Source organism: Pseudomonas sp. BIGb0164, assembly GCF_024810135.1.
Taxonomy (GTDB): Bacteria; Pseudomonadota; Gammaproteobacteria; order Pseudomonadales; family Pseudomonadaceae; genus Aquipseudomonas.
Window position 1 is genome coordinate 16180 of record NZ_JANUEA010000002.1, and the last position, 19260, is coordinate 35439.

A 19260-nucleotide genomic window follows, 5' to 3' on the forward strand; every position below is an offset into this window, starting at 1 on the left:
AATGAACAAGCTGGCGGAAAAAGTCCAACAGGCTTTAGTGAGGGCCATCGACAACGATGACCTGGTTCTGCCGACATTGCCGGAAGTGGCCCTGAACATTCGCCAGGCCGCAGAAGACCCGGAAATCAGCATCAGCCACTTGAGCAAAGTGATCGGTCGCGACACCGCCCTGTCGGCGCGCCTGATCAAGGTGGTCAACAGCCCCTTGTTGCGCGCAACGCAGGAAGTCACCGACCTGCACACCGCCATCACCCGGCTAGGCACCAACTACAGCAGCAACCTGGCGATTGGCCTGGTGATGGAGCAGATCTTCCACGCCCGCTCCGACGTGGTCGAACAAAAAATGCGCGAAGTGTGGCGCCGCAGCCTGGAAGTGGCGGGCGTGAGTTATGCCCTATGTCGTAGCCACAGCCAACTCAAGCCAGACCAGGCGGCCCTCGGTGGCCTGGTGCATCAGATCGGTGTACTGCCGATCCTGACGTACGCCGAAGACCACTACGAGCTGCTTTCGGACCCGGTCAGTCTCAACCACGTCATCGAGAGCATTCACCCGTTGTTGGGCGATAAGCTGCTGAGCGGCTGGGATTTCCCGGAGATGCTCGCCCGACTGCCCGGCCAATACCTCGACCTGGCGCGCGATTCGGCCAGCCTGGACTACATCGACCTGGTACAAGTCGCCGTGCTTTATTGCCATCGCGGCACCGATCACCCATTGGCCAGCGTGCCGGTCTCTACCCTGCCGGCGATCAAGAAACTGCGGGTCGATCCTTACAGCGACGCCTTGCGCGTCGAGTTGGACGAAGCCCGTTCGATGTTCTATTGATCAACCCGCGATAAAACTCACCCGCACTTTCAGCCCCGCCTGCTCGCCATCGTGCAGGCTGATCTGTGCCAGGTGCGCCCGGCAGATTTCACCCACGATTGCCAGGCCCAACCCCGAGCCCATGCCCTGCTGACTGCGGCGGTAGAATCGCTCGAACACCCGATCCCGCTCGTCCAGCGGGATGCCTGGGCCATCATCTTCCACTTCCAGCACCGCCGGCGCCGTCACCCGCAAAATCACATTGCCACCCGGTGGCGTGTGGGCCAGGGCGTTGTCCACCAGGTTGCTCAGCAGTTCATTGAGCAGCGTCGGCTCCCCGCGCAACCACACGGGTTCATCCGCCTCCAGGGCCAGCGCAACACCGCGTGCGTGGGCCAAAGGCGCCATGGCCATGCCCAGCTCACGGGCCAATTGGCTGAGGTCGAGCAGTTGGGCGCCGCCTTCGGCAATGGCCCGGGCCCCGTTCTCGATACGGGCCAGGGACAACAACTGATTGGCCAGGTGCGTCAGGCGATCGGTGCCTTGGGCGGCGGTTTCCAGGGTGCTGCGCCAGGTCGCCGGGTCTTCGGCGCGCAGGCCCAGTTCGAGCCGGGCCTTGAGCGCTGCCAAGGGCGTGCGCAACTCGTGGGCCGCATCGGCAATAAACTGCGCCTGGCGCTCAAACTGCCCGCGCAGGCGTTCGGTGAAGTGGTTGAGGGAACGCACCAACGGGCCAAACTCATGCTGCACTTCCACCAGCGGCAACGGGCGCAGGTCGTCGGGCTGACGTTCTTCCACCGCCGTTCGCAGGCGCTCCAGCGGGCGCAATGCTGCACTCACGGCGAACCACACCAGCAGCAAAGCACCAATGGCTAGCATGCCCAGGCGCAACAAAGTGTCAGCCATCAGGCTGCGAGCCATGGCCACACGTGCTTCATCGGTTTCTGCCACGCGGATTTCCGCCATGCCGTTCATGTTCGGTTCGGAGACGGCCTTGAGCAGGCTTACCACACGCACAGGCTGGCCCTGGTACACCGCATCGTAGAAGCGCGCCAGTGCCGGGTAGTCATCGGTGCGCGGCGTACCCGGCGGTGGGCCGGGCAAGTGCTCGTAGCCCGAGATCAGCTTCTGATTGATGTCATTGACCTGGTAATAGATACGCCCGGCGCTGTCGTAGGCAAACGTATCCAGGGCCACATACGGCACGTTGGCGCTGAGGGTGCCGTCCACCTGAGTCAGACCCGCTGCGATGGTGCGCGCCGAGGCCAGCAACGTGCGGTCGTAGGCCGTGTCGGCCGCTTCGCGACCATTCCAGTAGGCACTCATGCCACTGGCCAGCATCAACAGCACCAGCAACAGCGCCAGGTTCCATAGCAGCCGCCAGCGCAGGCTGCTGGGCTTATGCATCGCGGGCTTCCAGCAAATAGCCGAGGCCGCGGAACGTCACGATGGCGATGGGTTGGCCATCGAGTTTCTTGCGCAGGCGGTGCACGTAGATCTCGATCGCATCCGGGCTGGCTTCTTCGTCCAGGCCAAACACTTGTGAGGCCAGTTGCTCCTTGCTCATCACTCGGCCCGGGCGGGCGATCAATGCTTCGAGCACCGCCTGCTCGCGGGAGGTCAACGTCATCAGCTCGCCGCCGACGGTGAAGCGCCTCGTATCCAGGTCGTAGACCAACACGCCGCATGCCTGCTGGCGCTCGCCCCCCAGCACACTGCGGCGCAGCAGCGCCTTGACCCGCGCCTCCAACTCCGTCAGCTCAAACGGCTTGGCGAGGTAGTCGTCGGCGCCCAGGTTCAAGCCGTGCACGCGGTCCTTCACATCACTGCGAGCCGTCAGCATCAACACAGGCAAGTTTTTCCCACGGGCGCGCAAGCGTGCCAACACCTCAAAACCGTCCATGCGCGGCAGCCCCACGTCAAGGATCGCCGCCGCGTATTCCTCGCTGCTCAAGGCCAGGTCAGCGGCCACCCCATCGTGCAGCACGTCGACGGTCAAACCCGTGCTCTTGAGCGCTTGGGCAACACTTTCGGCGAGCTGCAAATGGTCTTCAACCAGGAGGACACGCATGGTTTTTTACCTCATTCGGGCATGGTCGACGCCACGCTTTGCCGGGCAGTTTACAGGCGCTACCTGCCCTGTGAAGCCCGAAAACAGTGAAAGGCAACTGAAAGGTTAGTGAAAGCTTCGCCCTTTAGCATCGGGTAACGGTGGGTCTTGCCCGCCCAGCTACCTGATCCGTAGCGCCCGAAAAACGCCTCGAAGCGTTTTCGCCAAAATAAGAACAATAACGGAGTACACCACGATGCTGTCGACACAGCCCCAGGCCTTCTCGCCTGTTCGTTTTTCCCGCCTGACCCAGACCGCCCTCGCCAGTGCCGCTGCCCTTGCCGGCTTTTCGCCGCTCAGCCAGGCTGCCTTCTTCGAAGACAGCAGCGCCACCCTTGAAACCCGCAACATGTACTTCAACCGCGACTTTCGCGACGGCACCAGCGCGCAGCAATCCAAGCGCGACGAGTGGGCCCAGGGCTTCATGCTCAACCTGCAATCGGGCTACACCGACGGCACCGTCGGTTTTGGCGTGGATGCGCTGGGCATGCTCGGGGTCAAGCTCGACTCCAGCCCCGACCGCACCGGCACCGGCCTGTTGCCAACCCACGACGACGGCCGCGCCGCCAATGAGTACTCCAAACTGGGCCTGACCGGCAAAGTGAAGATCTCCGCCACCGAATTGAAGATCGGCGCCCTGATCCCGGAACTGCCAATCCTCAAGCCCAACGATGGCCGCATCCTGCCGCAGACCTTCAACGGCGGCCTGCTGACTTCCAAAGAATTCAAGAACCTGGTGTTCACCGCCGGCCGCCTGGACAAAGCCAAGGACCGCGACGACACCAACTACGAGGACATCGCCCTCAACAACAAGAACAGCCGCTTCTTGACCGCTGCCACCGGCAAGCATTTCAACTTCGGCGGTGCCGACTACAAATTCGCCGACAAGATCACCGGCAGCTACCACTTCGCCCAGCTCGACGACGTGTACCGCCAGCACTTCCTCGGCCTGGTCGCCGCGCGCCCGATGGGCCCCGGCACCTTCGGCACCGACCTGCGCCTGGCCATCAGTGATGACACCGGCAGCGCCCGTGGCGGCAAGATCGACAACAAATCCTTCAGCAGCCTGTTCAGCTACGGCCTCAATGGCCATAAGCTCAGCGCCGGCTATCAGCGCATGTTCGGTGACAGCGCCTTCCCCTATGTGGATGGCAGCGACCCGTACCTGGTCAACTTCGTGCAGATCAACGACTTTGCCGGCGCCGAAGAGCGGTCCTGGCAGGCGCGCTACGACTACGACTTCGCCAAGCTGGGCATTCCCGGCCTGAGTTTCATGAGCCGTTACCTGTCGGGTGACAACATCAAGCTCAAGAACGGCGAGACCGGCAAGGAATGGGAGCGCAACAGTGAGATCCGCTACGTGGTACAGAGCGGCACGTTCAAGGATGTGGCCGTGCGCCTGCGCAATGCCACCTACCGCACCAACTACTCGGCCCGTGATGCGGATGAAGTTCGCTTGCTGGTCAGCTACAGCGTAGCCCTCTGGTAAGTAGCCACTCATAACAACAAAGACGGAGATAAACAGATGACCTTTTCACTGCGTAAATTGGCCCTCGCCGCCGGCTGCATGATGTTCGCCGGCCAACTGTTGGCCGCCGACGAGCCCAAGCGCCCGGAATGCATCGCCCCGGCCTCGCCAGGCGGTGGTTTTGACCTGACCTGCAAGCTGGCGCAAAGCGCGCTGGTCAACGAAAAGCTGCTGAGCAAGCCGATGCGCGTGACCTACATGCCAGGCGGCGTGGGCGCGGTGGCCTACAACGCAGTGGTCGCACAGCGCCCTGCGGACGCCGGCACCCTGGTGGCGTGGTCCAGCGGTTCGCTGCTGAACCTGGCCCAGGGCAAGTTCGGCCGCTTCGATGAAAGCGCCGTGCGTTGGCTGGCGGCCGTCGGCACCAGCTACGGTGCCATCGCCGTGAAAAGCGATTCGCCCTACAAGACCCTCGACGACCTGGTCAAAGCCCTGAAGAAAGATCCAGGCGGCGTGGTGATCGGCTCCGGCGGCACCGTCGGCAGCCAGGACTGGATGCAAACCGCCCTGATCGCCAAGGCCGCCGGGATCAACCCACGCGAGCTGCGCTACGTGGCCCTCGAAGGCGGCGGTGAAATCGCCACAGCCCTGCTCGGTGGTCACATCCAGGTCGGCAGCACCGACATCTCCGACTCCATGCCGCACATCCTCAGCGGTGACATGCGCCTGCTGGCGGTGTTCTCCGAACAGCGCCTGGACGAGCCGGAAATGAAGAACATCCCGACGGCCAAAGAGCAAGGCTACGACATCGTCTGGCCCGTGGTGCGCGGCTTCTACCTGGGGCCAAAAGTCAGCGATGCCGACTACGCCTGGTGGAAAGACGCGTTCGACAAACTGCTGGCTTCCGACGAGTTCGCCAAGCTGCGTGACCAGCGTGAGCTGTTCCCGTTCGCCATGACCGGGCCGGAGCTGGACACCTACGTGAAGAAACAGGTGGCTGACTACAAAGTGCTGGCCAAAGAGTTCGGCCTGATTCAGTAAACGCCCCTCTCTAATGTGGCCATGCCCTCCTCGACTGAGTGCGTGGCCCAGGAGTTTCACATGCTCTTACAACGCATTTTCGCCAGCGTGATGCTGCTGGTCTGTGCCGGTCTCGCGCTGATGGCCTGGCCGTATCAGGCCGCGTTTTCCTACGAGCCGGTGGGGCCACGCGCCTACCCGCTGCTGATGCTCGGGCTGATGAGCCTGGGCCTGATCTACATGCTGTTTCGCCCACAGCCCACCAAGCACACCGAAGACGAACCGGCGCTGGACCGCGAGACCCTGATCAAGATCGGCATCTGCGTAGCGTTGCTGGTCGTGTTCGCCGGCACCTTCGAACCCCTGGGTTTCATCCTCAGCAGCATGCTGATCGGCATCCCCATGGCGCGCTTGTACGGTGGCCGCTGGTTGCCGAGCGTGGTGATCGTCACGTTGATGGCTATCGGCTTGTACCTGCTGTTCGACAAAGCCATGGATGTACCGCTGCCCCTCGGCCTGCTCGACGTTCTGGAGAACTGACATGGATACTTTCAGCTATTTGGGTCAGGGCTTCGGCGTTGCACTGTCCCCCTACAACCTGGTGACTGCGCTGTGCGGCACCCTGATCGGCACCGTGGTCGGCCTGTTGCCGGGCTTGGGCCCGATCAATGGCGTGGCACTGTTGATCCCCATCGCCTTCGCCTTGGGCCTGCCGCCTGAGTCGGCGTTGATCCTGCTGGCAGCCGTGTACCTGGGCTGCGAGTACGGCGGCCGTATCAGCTCGATCCTGTTGAACATCCCGGGCGAAGCCTCCACCGTGATGACCACCCTCGACGGCTACCCGATGGCCCGCAAAGGCCTGGCTGGCGTGGCGCTGTCGTTGTCGGCGTGGAGTTCGTTCATCGGTGCGTTTATCGCCACCTGCGGCATGGTGCTGTTTGCGCCGCTGCTGGCCAAATGGGCGATTGCCTTCGGCCCTGCGGAATATTTCGTGCTGATGGTGTTCGCAATTGTCTGCCTCGGCGGCATGGCCGGCGACAAACCACTCAAGACGTTTGTGGCGGCGCTGATCGGCCTGTTCCTCTCGGCAGTGGGCATCGACGCCAACAGCGGCGTGTACCGCTTTACCGGCGACAACATCCACCTCACCGACGGCATCCAGTTTGTGGTGTTGGTGCTGGGCCTGTTCTCCATCAGCGAGATCCTGTTGCTGCTGGAAAAAACCCACCGTGGCCAGGAAGCCGTAAAAGCCACCGGACGGATGATGTTCAACCTGAAGGAAGCGGGTGCGGTCTTCGTGGTGAACATCCGTTGCGGCCTGCTGGGTTTCATCATGGGCGTATTGCCCGGCGCCGGCGCCACCCTGGCCTCGGCCGTTGCCTACATGACCGAAAAACGCATGGCCGGTGCCAGCGGCAAATTCGGCCAGGGCGACATGCGTGGCCTGGCCGCCCCGGAAACCGCCATCGGCGCCTCCGCCTGCGGTGCCCTGGTGCCGATGCTGACCCTCGGCGTACCCGGTTCGGGCACCACGGCGGTGATGATCGGCGCCCTGTCGCTGTACAACATCACCCCGGGCCCGCTGCTGTTCCAACAGCAACCGGACATCGTCTGGGGCCTGATCGCCTCGTTGTTCATCGCCAACATCATGCTGGTGATCCTCAACATCCCGATGATCCGCATCTTCACGCGCATTCTCGCCGTGCCGAACTGGGCGCTGGTACCGGTGATCGCCATCATCACCGCGATTGGTGTGTACGCCGTTCACGCCACCACCTTCGACCTGTTCCTGATGGTCGGCATCGGCATCTTCGGCTACATCCTGCGCAAGCTCGACTTCCCGCTGTCGCCGGTACTGCTGGGCTTTATCCTCGGCGGCCTGATGGAGCAGAACCTGCGCCGTGCGCTGTCGATCTCCAACGGTGACCTGCAGATCCTCTGGTCGAGCCCGATCACCTTTGGTGTGTGGGTACTGACGGCGCTGATGCTGGCCTTCCCGCTGGTGCGCATCTACCGCAAGCGTGCCCTGCAGCGTCGTGCCCTGGCCGATGTCTGAGGTCACCTTTAAACACTGGTGGGGAACACCGCTGGTCGGCCTGGCCGGCGGTTACTTGGCCAGCCTTGTCGGCTGGCCTTTGCCGTACATGGTCGGCTCGTTGCTGGCGATCATCCTGGTGCGTTGCCTCACGCCGTGGCAGTTGGCGGAGATTCCCGGCGGGCGCAAATGCGGCCAATGGGTGGTGGGCATTGGCATCGGCCTGCACTTCACGCCGGTGGTCATCGAACAGGTGATGAGCCACTTCGGGCTGATCTTCTTCGGCGCGCTGGTCACCAGCCTGTCGAGCATTGTCGGCGTGTGGTTGATGCGCCGCAGCGGTGAAGACCGCGCCACTGCGTTTTTCTCCAGCATGCCGGGCGGTTCCGGTGAGATGGTCAACCTCGGCGCACGCAATGGTGCCGTGCTCAGCCGTGTCGCGGCGGGGCAGAGCCTGCGGGTGTTGGTGGTGGTGCTGTGTGTACCGGCGATCTTCAAGTACCTGCTCGAAGGCGGTACGCCGCAGTTTCATCCGGCGCCGGTCAGTTGGCCTTGGCTGTTCGCATTGTTTCCGATGGGCGCACTGGTGGCCTGGGGTTGGCAGCGTTTGCGTCAGCCAAACCCGTGGCTGTTCGGGCCGTTACTGGTGAGTGCGACTGCCAGCGTTGTGTGGGATCTGCATATCGGCTTGCCTGATGGCGGCAGCCAGATCGGCCAATGGTTGATCGGCAGCGGCCTGGGTTGCCACTTCAACCGGCAGTTCTTTCGCCGGGCGCCGTCGTTCATGGGGCGCACCTTGATCGGCACAGCGGTGACCATGGCGCTGGCCACTTTGGCAGCAGTAGGTCTAAGCGCCATGACCCACCTGGACTTACGCTCGCTGACCCTGGGCATGATGCCCGGCGGCATTGCCGAGATGAGCCTCACGGCTGAAACCCTGCAGCTGTCGGTGCCGTTGGTAACGGCGATGCAGGTGATGCGGTTGTTGTTTGTGTTGTTTCTGGCGGAGCCTTTATTCAGGCATTGGGATCGCCAGCCGGAAAAACGTTAAACACGCGACACAATTCAAATATGGGAGCGGGCTTGCTCGCTCCCACATTCGATCACGGATGACCGTTATGCCGGCGGCAGCCGCCATTCGATAGGCGTCTCGCCATTCTGCTCAAGGTACTTGTTGGTGCGACTGAAATGCCCGCACCCCAAGAACCCGCGATACGCCGACAACGGTGACGGGTGCACCGAGGTCAGCACCAGGTGCTTGGTGGCGTCGACCAGCTTCTGCTTGCCCTGGGCATGGGCCCCCCACAGCAAAAACACCAAGTGCGGCTGATGCTCGCTGACCACTTCAATAATCCGGTCGGTAAAGAACTGCCAGCCCTTGCCCGCGTGGGCGTTGGCGTTGGCGCGCTCCACGGTCATGGTGGTGTTGAGCAGCAGCACGCCCTGGTCGGCCCAGCTCTGCAGGCAGCCGTGGTTGGGGATGTCGATGTTCAGGTCGCGCTTGAGTTCCTTGTAGATGTTGACCAATGACGGCGGCGTCGGCACGCCCGGTTGCACCGAGAAGCACAGGCCGTGGGCCTGGCCGGGGCCGTGGTACGGGTCCTGGCCGAGGATCACCACCTTGACCTTGTTCAGCGGCGTAGAGTTGAGCGCATTGAAAATCAGCGGGCCCGGCGGATAGATCTCTTTGCCGGCCGCATGTTCCTGGCGCAAAAACTCGCGCAGCTCGCCCATGTAGGGCTTCTCGAACTCATCGCGCAAGGCATGCTTCCAGCTGGGTTCGAGTTTGATACGGTCGCCGTCGGTCATGTTTGAATGGTCTTGTAAAAAAGAATGAGGCGAACCCTAGGAAAGCCGCCCCCGCTTGTCAATTGATCTGACACACAACCGCCACTTTCCTGCGAAGGGATCATACTGATCCTTCACTCCCCCGAATGAGGTCATGATGAACCTGCACTTCGAAGAGCTGACCGGCAGCGACGGTGCCCGCCTCGGCATCGCCAGCCTGGATGCTGAAAAATCCCTGAATGCCCTGTCCCTGCCCATGATCCTGGCCTTGGGCGAACGCCTGGACGCCTGGGCCAAAGACCCCAACATTGTTTGCGTTCTGTTGCGCGGCAATGGCGCCAAGGCGTTTTGCGCCGGTGGCGAGGTGCGCAGCCTGGCCTTGGCTTGCCGTGAACAGCCCGGTGAAGTACCGGCATTGGCGGCGCAGTTCTTTGCGGCGGAATACCGTCTCGACTATCGCCTGCACACCTACCCCAAGCCCGTGATCTGCTGGGGTCACGGCTACGTGTTGGGCGGTGGCATGGGTTTGTTGCAAAGCGCGGCGGTACGCATCGTCACGCCGAGCAGCCGCCTGGCGATGCCGGAGATCAGCATCGGCCTGTACCCGGATGTGGGCGCCAGTAGGTTTCTGTCGCGACTGCCCGGCAAGCTCGGCCTGTTCCTCGGCTTGACCGGCGCCCATATCAACGGCCGAGACGCCCTGGACCTGGGCCTGGCCGACCGCTTCCTGGGCGAAGACCAACAAGACGAATTGATCGAAGGGTTGCTGCAACTGAACTGGCAGGAACAGACCGCGATGCAGCTCAACAGCCTGCTCAAGGCCCTGGCCCAGGAAGCTGTCGGCCAGCAACCCGAGGCCCAGTGGCTACCGCGTCGGGCGCAGATCGACGAATGGCTGGACGTGGGCGATGTGCGCTGCGCTTGGCGGGCCTTGAGCCTGCTCCAGGAGCACGCCGATCCGCTGCTCAAGCGCGCCGGTACTACCTTGAGCGAAGGCTGCCCGCTGACCGCGCACCTGGTATGGGAACAGATCCAGCGCGCCCGTCACCTGTCGTTGGCCCAGGTGTTCCAGATGGAATACACCCTGAGCCTCAACTGCTGCCGCCACCCGGAGTTCGCCGAGGGCGTGCGGGCGCGGTTGATCGATAAAGACCAGAAGCCTCACTGGCATTGGCCGGACATCAACGCGATTCCCGACGCCGTGGTGCAAGCGCACTTCCACAAGGCCTGGGAAGGTCGCCACCCGCTGGCGGACTTGTCCGACATTTAGCGGCCGCCATGGCCGCCGTGCCCGCCACGGCCACCACCGCCGTTGTGGCCACCGCCATTGCCCCAGCGGTTGCCCCAGCCCTGGTTCGGGTAGGGCCGGTAATCGGGCCTTGGGTAATAGCGCGGCGCCGGTTGGTAGTAGCGCGGCGCCGAGTAATAGCGCGGTTGCGGCGCGTAGTAACGCGGCGCCGGGTAGTAACTGCGCCCGTATTGATACGCCGTGCCGCCGCCGTAGTAATACACCGGCGCCGGTGCGGTGTAGACCTCGGAACGGTAATAGCTCTGGCCGCCCTCGTAATAGGGCACACAGGCAGAAAGGGTCAGACCGAGTAAAGCGCTGAGAAGCAATCGTCGATACATGGCGGCCTCCTGGACCGCGGAAGAGCACCTCCAGCGACGCTGGAGGGCGGCATTCGTCTTTCACTGAATGACGAAATATCTGACATCAAAAACTGAATCTGGTGCGTTTCCGACACAGGTTGAAACATCTGTTTCAGACGAAACGGATGCCTCATCTCAGTGCGACCGCGCACCAGCACAACGCACCACCCAGCCCTGCCTGTTCACGTGTATCGCGCAAACCCGCGATCTACAGGCGCGCCTGCCACTTGGCACGACTCTCGCTTTGCCTCTGGCGTGCAGGATTGAAAACAGGTTCGCGGCACCACAATTTGCAATGGCCGACTAGGGTTCCGGCTCGCCAAAAGCGAGTGGCTGGTCCGAGAGTTGGCGACCTCCAGTTGAGGTTACACGGCGGGATAAAAGCCCGGGAGACAAGCCACCGTTCACGGTGCCGCGTTGCTCCTGCTCGCCCTTGATCAACTGGAGAAGCCCCATGCCCTCACTGCGTTTACCCGCCTTGCTCGCCGCCGCCTTTGCTGCGGTGTTGAGTGTTCAAACCCAAGCCGCCCCCAAAGACCACTTCAGCGTGTGCTGGACCATTTATGCGGGCTGGATGCCGTGGGAGTACGCCGGCAGCCAGGGCATTCTCGACAAATGGGCCAAAAAGTACGGCATCAAGATCGACATGGTGCAGCTCAATGACTACGTCGAATCCATCAACCAGTACACCGCCGGCCAGTTCGACGGCTGCACCATGACCAACATGGATGCGCTGACCATTCCTGCCGCAGGCGGTGTGGACAGCACCGCGCTGGTGGTCAGCGACTTCTCCAACGGCAACGATGGCGTGGTGATCAAGGGCACCGGCAAGACCGTGGCCGACCTCAAGGGCATGAACGTCAACCTGGTGGAACTCTCCGTGTCCCACTACCTGCTGGCCCGCGCCCTGGAGTCGGCTGACCTCACGGAAAAAGACCTGAAAGTGGTCAACACCTCCGACGCCGACATCGCCGCGGCCTTCAACACCGACCAGGTGCAAGCCGTGACCACCTGGAACCCGATGCTTTCCGAGATCAAGGCCAAGCCTGGCGTCACCCAGGTGTTCGACTCCAGCAAAGTGCCCGGCGAGATCATGGACATGATGGTGGTCAACACCCAGGTCCTCAAGGACAACCCGGCCTTGGGCAAGGCCCTTACCGGCGCCTGGTTCGAAACCGTCGCGCTGATGAACGCCAAGGGCACCGCCAGCACCGAAGCACTCGAGCATATGGCCAAGGCCTCTGGCACCGACCTCAAGGGGTTCCAGGCGCAACTGGACACCACCAAGCTGTTCGCCACGCCCAAGGAAGCCCTGGCGTTTGCCACCAGCGCGCAGTTGCCCGCCACCATGCGCAAGGTCGCCGAGTTCTCGTTTGAACACGGCTTGCTCGGCGAAGGCGCCAAGGACACCAGCGCCGTGGGCATGAGCTTTGCCAACGGTGTGACCAGCGGCGACACCGCCAACCTCAAGCTGCATTTCGACCCCCGCTACGTGCAGATGGCCGCCGACGGCACGCTGTAAGAGGACCCGGCCATGCGCCTGATCAACCGTCACCCGGAACGCTCCAGCCGCCTGTTGTTGGTGCTGCTGCCCTTCGCCCTGCTGCTGTTCGCCTACTTCGTGGGCTCGGCCGAGCGACTGGCGGACAACCCCAACGACAAGCTGCTGCCAGGCGCCGTGCAAATGGGCGACGCCATAAAGCGCCTGGCGTTCAGCGCCGACACGCGCACCGGTGAGTACGTGCTGTGGCAAGACAGTGCGTCGAGCCTGCGCCGCCTGGGCATTGGCCTGGGCATCAGCGCCCTCGCCGGCCTGTGCCTGGGGATCGCGGCCGGTACCTTGCCGCTGTTCGGCGCGCCGCTGTCACCGTTGCTGACGGTGTTGTCGATGGTGCCGCCACTGGCGATCCTGCCGATTCTGTTCATCGTGTTCGGGCTGGGGGAGTTGTCCAAAGTGATGCTGATCGTGATCGGCATCACCCCGGCACTGGCCCGTGATTTGGAACAGCGTGCACGGGAAATTCCCGTCGAGCTGCTGGTGAAAGCGCAGACCCTCGGCGCTTCCACCTGGACCCTGATGCTGCGCGTGGTCTTGCCGCAACTGTTGCCGCGCCTGCTGATCTCGCTGCGGCTGATGTTGGGCTCAGCATGGTTGTTCCTGATTGCCGCCGAGGCCATCGCCTCCACCGACGGTTTGGGCTACCGGATCTTCCTGGTGCGCCGCTATCTGGCGATGGACGTGATCTTGCCCTACGTGGTGTGGATCACCCTGCTCGCCTGGCTGATGGACTGGGGCCTCAAGGCCCTGACCCGACGTGCGTTCCCCTGGTACGAAGGAGCGCGGCCATGAGCTTTATCAGCGTCAACAACGTGTGGCAGCGCTATGGCGACCAGGTGGTGCTCGAAGGGCTCAACCTGCACGTCAACGAAGGCGAGTTCTGCACCTTGGTCGGCACCTCCGGCTGCGGCAAATCCACCTTCCTGCGCCTGCTGCTGGGCCAGGAAACCGCGAGCAAGGGCCAGATCCTGCTCGACGGCAAAGCGCTCGCAGTCGAACCGGACGCCAGCCGAGGCGTGGTGTTCCAGCGCTACTCGGTGTTCCCGCACTTGCGCGTGCTCGACAACGTTGCCCTCGGCCTTGAACTGCCGCGTTCACGTTTACTCGGGCGGCTATTCGGCAAGGCCAAGCAAGACGCCCGCGAACAGGCCGCAATCCTGCTGCAAAAAGTCGGCCTCGGCCATGCGCTCGACAAGTACCCGGCGCAACTCTCCGGCGGCATGCAACAGCGCCTGGCGATCGCCCAGGCACTGATCATGAAACCCCGCGTCTTGCTGCTGGACGAACCCTTCGGTGCCCTCGACCCGGGCATTCGTAAAGACATGCACCAGTTGCTGCTGGAACTGTGGCGCGAAACCCGGCTGACCGTGTTCATGGTAACCCACGACCTCAGCGAGGGTTTCAGCCTGGGCACCCGCCTGCTGGTGTTCGACAAGGTCCGCGTCGACCCGCACGCCCCCGGTGCCTATGGCGCCCGCATCACCTACGACATCCCTTTGAACAGCGAACGCCGCAAGGCGCTCGCCGCTGAACTTGGAGCCACGTCCAAATGACCGAATCCACCCCACTGTTCCCCCCCTTCGCCGAGGAAATGCTCCCCGGTGGCGGCCACCGTTCCTTCGTACTCAAGCGCGGCCAGCTGTTGCGCCTGACCGACCTGCGTGGTGGCGCCAACGTGAGCTTGACCTTGCTCAACGCCAACGAAAAAACCGAGCGCCTGAACCTGCCCGACAGCCTCAAATGCCAGCACACCGCCAAGCTCACCACGGGCCACTGCCTGTACTCGGACATGGGCCGCGTACTGGCTGCCATTACCGCCGACACCTGCGGCTGGAGTGACAGCATTGGCGGCGTGCTGTGCGCCGCCGAAGTCGCCGAAAAGTATGGCCAGGGCCGCTACCAGGAACTGCGCAACGGCTTCTTCCGCAACGGCACCGACAACTTGCTGGTGGAGTTGGGCAAGTGGGGCCTGGGGCTATCTGACCTGCTGATGACCCTCAACCTGTTCAGCCGCGTCAACGTGGACAGCGAGGGCGGTTTGCATTTCGTGCCGGGCAATTCCAAAGCCGGTGACTACATCGAACTCTATGCACCGATGGACACCCTGGTGGTGCTCACCGCCCTGCAACACCCGATGGATCCCAACCCCGACTACGCACCCCAACCGCTGAAACTCAGTTGGATGAACGCTGACCCCAGCGTCGCAGAACACTGCCGCACCTCGCGCCCGGAAAACGAGCGCGGTTTTATCAACACTGACCGCTTGTTCGCCTGAGGAGCTGCCATGTCTATCGCACTGAAGCAACCGGATGCGGCCGTGTACCGCGCCACCATTCCCGCCGGTGAACCCTGGCTGATGGAGGTCAAGGCCGGGCAGACCCTGCGCATCCTCGACCTTGAGGGCAACCAGGCCGTCGACACGCTGTTCTACAGCCTCAAGAACCCGCGCGAACGCTACGATGTGCAACGCACGTTGCGCCGACAGAACAGCGTGTACCTGGGCACTGGCAGCGTGCTGTATTCCAACCTCGGCCAACCGATGCTGACCATCGTCGACGACACCTGCGGGCGCCACGACACCCTCGGCGGCGCCTGCGCCCAGGAGAGCAACACCGTGCGCTACGCCCTGGAAAAACGCTACATGCACAGCTGCCGCGACAACTACCTGCGCGCCTGTGCCCACGACGGCCGGCTGGGTAAAGGCGACATTGGGCCGAACATCAATTTTTTCATGAACGTGCCGGTCACGGCCGACGGTGGGCTGACCTTTGAAGACGGTATTTCTGCCCCCGGAAAATACGTCGACCTGCGTGCGGAAATGGACGTGATCGTGCTGATTTCCAACTGCCCGCAGTTGAACAACCCGTGCAATGCGTACAACCCCACCCCTGCGGAGCTGCTGGTATGGAACTGAAGATAAAGCGGTTGCGTAAATGGCTGTTTGCCCTGTGCCAGGCCCGCGCCGGGCAGTGCCTTAAAAAACAATGACGTTCAAAAATGTGGGAGCGGGCTTGCTCGCGAATGCAGTGGGTCAGCAAATGCATCTGTGACTGAAACTCCGCTTTCGCGAGCAAGCCCGCTCCCACATTTGGATCTCCACTGTTTTCGGAATTTGCGCCACGGACGACCGTGGGCGCTTGCCCCATTGTGCGGGACGGCCCGCAGGGTTTTGCCATGTTCGAAAAAGTCTTGATCGCCAACCGTGGCGCCATCGCCTGCCGCATCCTGCGCACCCTGCGCGAGCTGCACGTCAAAGGCGTCGCCGTGTATGCCGAGGCCGACGCGGCCAGCCTGCATATCCAGCAGGCCGACGAAGCCTATTGCCTCGGTGAAGGCGCGGCGGCGAACACTTACCTGGCGGTGGAGAAAATCCTCGCCACCGCCAAGGCGACGGGTGCCCGGGCAATTCACCCGGGCTATGGATTTCTCTCGGAAAACGCCGCCTTCGCCGAAGCCTGCGAAAACGCCGGCATTGCCTTCATCGGGCCAACGCCGGAGCAACTGCGTGTGTTCGGCCTCAAGCACACGGCGCGGGCCTTGGCCAAACGGCATCAGATCCCACTACTGGAAGGCACCGAGCTATTAGACAACCTTGAAACCGCCTTGCTGGCCGCCGACAACGTGGGCTACCCGGTGATGCTCAAGAGCACCGCCGGCGGTGGCGGGATCGGCATGCGCGTGTGCCGCAGCGCGACGGAGTTGAGCGAGTGTTTCGAGGCGGTCAAGCGCCTGGGGCAGAACAACTTCAGCGACGCCGGTGTGTTTATCGAGAAGTACATCGAGCACGCACGCCACCTGGAAGTGCAGGTGTTCGGCGATGGCGCAGGCGAGGTCATTGCCCTCGGTGTGCGCGACTGTTCGGTGCAGCGGCGCAACCAGAAAGTCCTCGAAGAAACCCCGGCACCGAACCTGCCTGACGGCATGGCCGAAGCCCTGTGCGCGGCCGCCATCACCCTGGCAAGAGCGGTGAACTACCGCAGTGCCGGCACCGTGGAATTTATCTTCGACAGTGCTGACGGGCGCTTCTATTTCCTTGAGGTGAACACGCGCCTGCAGGTGGAACATGGCGTCACCGAACAGGTGTGGGGCGTAGACCTGGTGCGTTGGATGGTGCAACTGGCGGCGGGTGAAATGCCGCCGCTGAGCGAGCTGGCGTTGACGCCTCGGGGCCACGCCATTCAGGCGCGCCTGTACGCGGAAGACCCAGGTCGGGATTTCCAGCCCAGCCCCGGCTTGTTGACCCAGGTGGATTTTCCGCTGGCCGAGGGTTTGCGGGTCGACACCTGGGTGGAGGCGGGTTGCGAGATCCCGCCCTACTTCGACCCGATGATCGCCAAGCTCATCACCTGGGCACCCACCCGCGAACAGGCGCGCCTGGCCCTGCATCAGGCACTCAGCGACAGCCAGTTGTACGGCGTGGAAACCAACCGCGACTACCTGCGCCAGATTCTGCTCGCGGCCCCCTTCGCCAGCGGCCGGCCATGGACGCGTTGCCTGGAAGGCCTGGTCTACGCCGCCGACACGTTCGAGGTACTTAGCGCCGGTACCCAGACCAGCGTGCAGGACTACCCCGGGCGCCTCGGTTATTGGGCCGTGGGCGTGCCGCCGTCGGGGCCGATGGACAGCCGCGCATTGCGCCTGGGCAATCGCCTGCTGGGCAACAGCGAAGGCGCCGCCGCGTTGGAAATCACCATGAGCGGGCCGCTGCTGCGCTTCAATTGCGCGGCGGTGGTGGCCGTCACCGGGGCTGAAATCCCGCTGCTGCTGGACGATCAAGCGGTGCCGATGAACACCGCATTGCTGATCCCGGCCGGGTCGGTGTTGAGCCTCGGCGCGATGGCCGGCGCCGGTGCGCGCAGCTACCTGTGCCTGCGCGGCGGGTTGCAGGTGCCGGACTACCTGGGCAGCAAGAGCACCTTCACCCTCGGCCAGTTTGGCGGGCACGGCGGGCGCGCGTTGCGGGCCGGGGATGTGCTGCACCTGCTGCCGTTGCAGGACACCAGCGCCGGGCACCAGATTGTCCCAGAGCCCTTGGCAGGCGTGCGCAGGATCCGGGTGATTTACGGCCCCCACGGCGCACCGGAATACTTCCTGCCCGCGTACATCGACACCTTCTTCGCCACTCAATGGGAAGTGCATTTCAACTCCAGCCGCACCGGCGTGCGGCTGATCGGGCCCAAGCCATTGTGGGCACGCACGGATGGCGGTGAAGCCGGCCTGCACCCGTCGAACATCCATGACAACCCCTACGCCATCGGCGCGGTGGATTTCACCGGAGACATGCCCGTCATCCTCGGGCCGGACGGGCCAAGCCTGGGCGGTTTTGTGTGCCCGGTCACCGTGATCGAGGCTGACCTCTGGCAACTAGGCCAGCTCAAGGCCGGCGATAAAATTTGCTTCGAACCGGTCGATCTTAAAACCGCCCGGGATCTGGCCTTGGAATGGGATCAACGGTGGGAGCCGGGCTTGCCCGCGATGCAGGCGACTCGGTCCCACAGCCACACCGAGGTGATGCCATCGCGGGCAAGCCCGCTCCCACAGTTGACCGAGTCACCTGTGGTGCTCGATAGGGGTGAAGACAGCACTCGGCTGGTCGCGCGCGTTGCCGGCGACACCCACCTGCTGCTGGAGATCGGCGCGCCTGAGTTGGACCTGGTGCTGCGCTTCCGCGCCCACGCCTTGATGCAAGCGCTCGAAGCCCGTGCCCTGCACGGCGTGATCGACCTGACGCCCGGCATCCGCTCGCTGCAAATCCACTATCAGCCCGAGCAATTGCCCCTGGCTGAATTGCTCACGCTGATCGCCAGCGAATGGACCGCCGTGTGCGCCACGCCAAACCTGCAAGTGCCATCGCGCATCGTGCATCTACCCCTGTCGTGGGACGACCCGGCGTGCCAGTTGGCCATCGAAAAATACATGACCACCGTGCGCAAGGACGCGCCGTGGTGCCCGAGCAACCTGGAGTTCATCCGCCGCATCAACGACCTGGCCACTCTCGATGAAGTGCGCCACACGGTGTTCGATGCCAGCTACCTGGTGATGGGCCTGGGCGACGTCTACCTCGGCGCGCCCGTGGCCACGCCGCTGGACCCGCGCCATCGCCTGGTGACCACCAAGTACAACCCGGCGCGCACCTGGACGGCGGAAAACTCGGTGGGCATCGGCGGCGCCTATTTGTGCGTGTACGGCATGGAAGGTCCGGGGGGTTACCAGTTTGTCGGGCGCACCTTGCAGATGTGGAACCGCTATCGCGAAGTGGCGGCGTTCGAGGGCAAGCCGTGGTTGTTGCGCTTCTTTGACCAGATCCGCTTCTACCCGGTGAGTGCCGATGAGTTGCTGCGCATTCGCCGTGACTTTCCCCTGGGGCGCTTTGACCTGGCAATCGAGCAAAGCCAATTGAACCTGGCGGATTACCAAGCCTTTTTGGCGCGCGAAGCCTCGGGCATTGACGCGTTCCGCACGCAACAGCAGCAGGCGTTCAACGCCGAACGCGAACGCTGGATCGCCAGCGGCCAGGCGCATTTCGACAGCGAGGAACTGGCGGCACCGCAGGCTGCGGACACACCGTTGCAGGCCAATGAACACAGCATCGACAGCCCTATCGCGGGTAACCTCTGGCAGGTTCAGGTGGTGGCAGGTGAACGTGTTTCAGCGGGGGATGTGCTGGTGATTCTGGAGTCGATGAAAATGGAGATCCCGGTGCTGGCGCCGTTTGCCGGCGTGGTGCGGGAAATCCCGGTGCAACCGGGCAGTGGCATCGGCGCCGGCCAACGGGTCGTGGTGCTGGAACGGGACTGACCGGCGCTGTATCGTGCAGGCTCTGAACCGT

General features: G+C 63.2%; 17 protein-coding genes and 1 riboswitch. Of the genes, 13 read left to right on the plus strand and 4 right to left on the minus strand.

Features of this window, described 5'->3' with window-relative positions:
* Window position 1: 1 nt before the first annotated feature.
* Window positions 2-823: an HDOD domain-containing protein gene (locus tag M2394_RS04010; RefSeq protein WP_178921046.1), complete on the plus strand. Its 822-nt coding sequence runs from the start codon at window positions 2-4 to the stop codon at window positions 821-823.
* Here the strand turns inward: M2394_RS04010 and M2394_RS04015 are convergent, their stop codons facing one another.
* Entirely contained in the window at window positions 824-2209 is a 1386-nt protein-coding gene (locus M2394_RS04015) for a sensor histidine kinase (protein WP_259171725.1), read from the minus strand.
* Window positions 2202-2873: a response regulator gene (locus M2394_RS04020; protein ID WP_010212220.1), complete on the minus strand. Its 672-nt coding sequence runs from the start codon at window positions 2871-2873 to the stop codon at window positions 2202-2204. The genes M2394_RS04015 and M2394_RS04020 overlap by 8 nt, the downstream gene beginning before the upstream one ends.
* 235 nt (window positions 2874-3108) lie before the next feature.
* Here M2394_RS04020 and M2394_RS04025 point away from each other — a divergent pair, with 235 nt between their 5' ends.
* The 5 genes from M2394_RS04025 to M2394_RS04045 are packed head-to-tail and all read left to right on the plus strand — an operon-like array spanning window position 3109 to window position 8486.
* Window positions 3109-4401 carry an OprD family porin gene (locus M2394_RS04025; RefSeq protein ID WP_178921042.1) on the plus strand — a complete coding sequence of 431 codons (1293 nt, stop codon included), beginning with the start codon at window positions 3109-3111 and terminating at the stop codon, window positions 4399-4401.
* A 36-nt stretch (window positions 4402-4437) separates the two neighbouring features.
* On the plus strand, window positions 4438-5421 hold the full coding sequence (locus M2394_RS04030) for a tripartite tricarboxylate transporter substrate binding protein (protein WP_178921040.1): 984 nt from the start codon (window positions 4438-4440) through the stop codon (window positions 5419-5421).
* Window positions 5422-5481: 60 nt separating this feature from the next.
* Window positions 5482-5940, plus strand: a complete 459-nt coding sequence (locus M2394_RS04035) for a tripartite tricarboxylate transporter TctB family protein (protein ID WP_178921038.1) — start codon at window positions 5482-5484, stop codon at window positions 5938-5940.
* Between the two features lies 1 nt (window position 5941).
* Window positions 5942-7456, plus strand: coding sequence for a tripartite tricarboxylate transporter permease (locus M2394_RS04040; RefSeq protein ID WP_178921036.1), 1515 nt, complete (start codon window positions 5942-5944; stop codon window positions 7454-7456).
* Window positions 7449-8486, plus strand: coding sequence for an AbrB family transcriptional regulator (locus M2394_RS04045; RefSeq protein ID WP_259171726.1), 1038 nt, complete (start codon window positions 7449-7451; stop codon window positions 8484-8486). The genes M2394_RS04040 and M2394_RS04045 overlap by 8 nt, the downstream gene beginning before the upstream one ends.
* 65 nt (window positions 8487-8551) lie before the next feature.
* Here M2394_RS04045 and ung read toward each other — a convergent pair whose 3' ends face one another.
* On the minus strand, window positions 8552-9244 hold the full coding sequence (ung, locus tag M2394_RS04050; protein ID WP_259171727.1) for a uracil-DNA glycosylase: 693 nt from the start codon (window positions 9242-9244) through the stop codon (window positions 8552-8554).
* A gap of 136 nt (window positions 9245-9380) precedes the next feature.
* Here ung and M2394_RS04055 point away from each other — a divergent pair, with 136 nt between their 5' ends.
* Window positions 9381-10493: an enoyl-CoA hydratase/isomerase family protein gene (locus tag M2394_RS04055; RefSeq protein ID WP_259171728.1), complete on the plus strand. Its 1113-nt coding sequence runs from the start codon at window positions 9381-9383 to the stop codon at window positions 10491-10493.
* Here M2394_RS04055 and M2394_RS04060 read toward each other — a convergent pair.
* Window positions 10490-10852 carry a hypothetical protein gene (locus M2394_RS04060; protein ID WP_178921028.1) on the minus strand — a complete coding sequence of 121 codons (363 nt, stop codon included), beginning with the start codon at window positions 10850-10852 and terminating at the stop codon, window positions 10490-10492. The two genes, M2394_RS04055 and M2394_RS04060, sit on opposite strands and share 4 nt — an antisense overlap.
* Before the next feature lie 313 nt (window positions 10853-11165).
* A riboswitch (guanidine-I (ykkC/yxkD leader) is annotated at window positions 11166-11267 on the plus strand.
* Between the two features lie 60 nt (window positions 11268-11327).
* On the opposite strand from M2394_RS04060, the gene M2394_RS04065 reads away from it, so the two are divergent.
* From M2394_RS04065 to uca, 6 genes are all read left to right on the plus strand, one after another.
* Window positions 11328-12395: a putative urea ABC transporter substrate-binding protein gene (locus M2394_RS04065; protein WP_178921026.1), complete on the plus strand. Its 1068-nt coding sequence runs from the start codon at window positions 11328-11330 to the stop codon at window positions 12393-12395.
* Between the two features lie 12 nt (window positions 12396-12407).
* Complete coding sequence (locus M2394_RS04070; RefSeq protein ID WP_259171729.1) at window positions 12408-13223, plus strand: ABC transporter permease; 816 nt, start codon at window positions 12408-12410, stop codon at window positions 13221-13223.
* Entirely contained in the window at window positions 13220-13984 is a 765-nt protein-coding gene (locus M2394_RS04075) for an ABC transporter ATP-binding protein (RefSeq protein ID WP_259171730.1), read from the plus strand. Before M2394_RS04070 ends, M2394_RS04075 begins: the two co-directional genes overlap by 4 nt.
* Window positions 13981-14706 (plus strand): urea amidolyase associated protein UAAP1, encoded by a 726-nt coding sequence (locus M2394_RS04080; protein ID WP_259171731.1) that lies wholly within the window; start codon window positions 13981-13983, stop codon window positions 14704-14706. The genes M2394_RS04075 and M2394_RS04080 overlap by 4 nt, the downstream gene beginning before the upstream one ends.
* Before the next feature lie 9 nt (window positions 14707-14715).
* Window positions 14716-15345, plus strand: a complete 630-nt coding sequence (locus M2394_RS04085) for an urea amidolyase associated protein UAAP2 (RefSeq protein WP_078741260.1) — start codon at window positions 14716-14718, stop codon at window positions 15343-15345.
* Between the two features lie 260 nt (window positions 15346-15605).
* Complete coding sequence (uca, locus tag M2394_RS04090; RefSeq protein WP_259171732.1) at window positions 15606-19229, plus strand: urea carboxylase; 3624 nt, start codon at window positions 15606-15608, stop codon at window positions 19227-19229.
* The last annotated feature ends 31 nt before the right edge of the window (window positions 19230-19260 follow it).

Excerpts from the sequence above, each read along its gene's own strand:
- M2394_RS04020 (WP_010212220.1), bottom strand. The coding sequence starts at position 2,873 with ATGCGTGTCCTCCTGGTTGAAGACCATTTGCAGCTCGCCGAAAGTGTT.
- ung (WP_259171727.1), bottom strand. The coding sequence starts at position 9,244 with ATGACCGACGGCGACCGTATCAAACTCGAACCCAGCTGGAAGCATGCC.
- uca (WP_259171732.1), top strand. The coding sequence starts at position 15,606 with ATGTTCGAAAAAGTCTTGATCGCCAACCGTGGCGCCATCGCCTGCCGC.
- M2394_RS04015 (WP_259171725.1), bottom strand. The coding sequence starts at position 2,209 with ATGCATAAGCCCAGCAGCCTGCGCTGGCGGCTGCTATGGAACCTGGCG.
- M2394_RS04065 (WP_178921026.1), top strand. The coding sequence starts at position 11,328 with ATGCCCTCACTGCGTTTACCCGCCTTGCTCGCCGCCGCCTTTGCTGCG.
- M2394_RS04045 (WP_259171726.1), top strand. The coding sequence starts at position 7,449 with ATGTCTGAGGTCACCTTTAAACACTGGTGGGGAACACCGCTGGTCGGC.
- M2394_RS04070 (WP_259171729.1), top strand. The coding sequence starts at position 12,408 with ATGCGCCTGATCAACCGTCACCCGGAACGCTCCAGCCGCCTGTTGTTG.
- M2394_RS04040 (WP_178921036.1), top strand. The coding sequence starts at position 5,942 with ATGGATACTTTCAGCTATTTGGGTCAGGGCTTCGGCGTTGCACTGTCC.
- M2394_RS04060 (WP_178921028.1), bottom strand. The coding sequence starts at position 10,852 with ATGTATCGACGATTGCTTCTCAGCGCTTTACTCGGTCTGACCCTTTCT.
- M2394_RS04080 (WP_259171731.1), top strand. The coding sequence starts at position 13,981 with ATGACCGAATCCACCCCACTGTTCCCCCCCTTCGCCGAGGAAATGCTC.
- M2394_RS04010 (WP_178921046.1), top strand. The coding sequence starts at position 2 with ATGAACAAGCTGGCGGAAAAAGTCCAACAGGCTTTAGTGAGGGCCATC.
- M2394_RS04025 (WP_178921042.1), top strand. The coding sequence starts at position 3,109 with ATGCTGTCGACACAGCCCCAGGCCTTCTCGCCTGTTCGTTTTTCCCGC.
- M2394_RS04055 (WP_259171728.1), top strand. The coding sequence starts at position 9,381 with ATGAACCTGCACTTCGAAGAGCTGACCGGCAGCGACGGTGCCCGCCTC.
- M2394_RS04085 (WP_078741260.1), top strand. The coding sequence starts at position 14,716 with ATGTCTATCGCACTGAAGCAACCGGATGCGGCCGTGTACCGCGCCACC.
- M2394_RS04030 (WP_178921040.1), top strand. The coding sequence starts at position 4,438 with ATGACCTTTTCACTGCGTAAATTGGCCCTCGCCGCCGGCTGCATGATG.
- M2394_RS04035 (WP_178921038.1), top strand. The coding sequence starts at position 5,482 with ATGCTCTTACAACGCATTTTCGCCAGCGTGATGCTGCTGGTCTGTGCC.
- M2394_RS04075 (WP_259171730.1), top strand. The coding sequence starts at position 13,220 with ATGAGCTTTATCAGCGTCAACAACGTGTGGCAGCGCTATGGCGACCAG.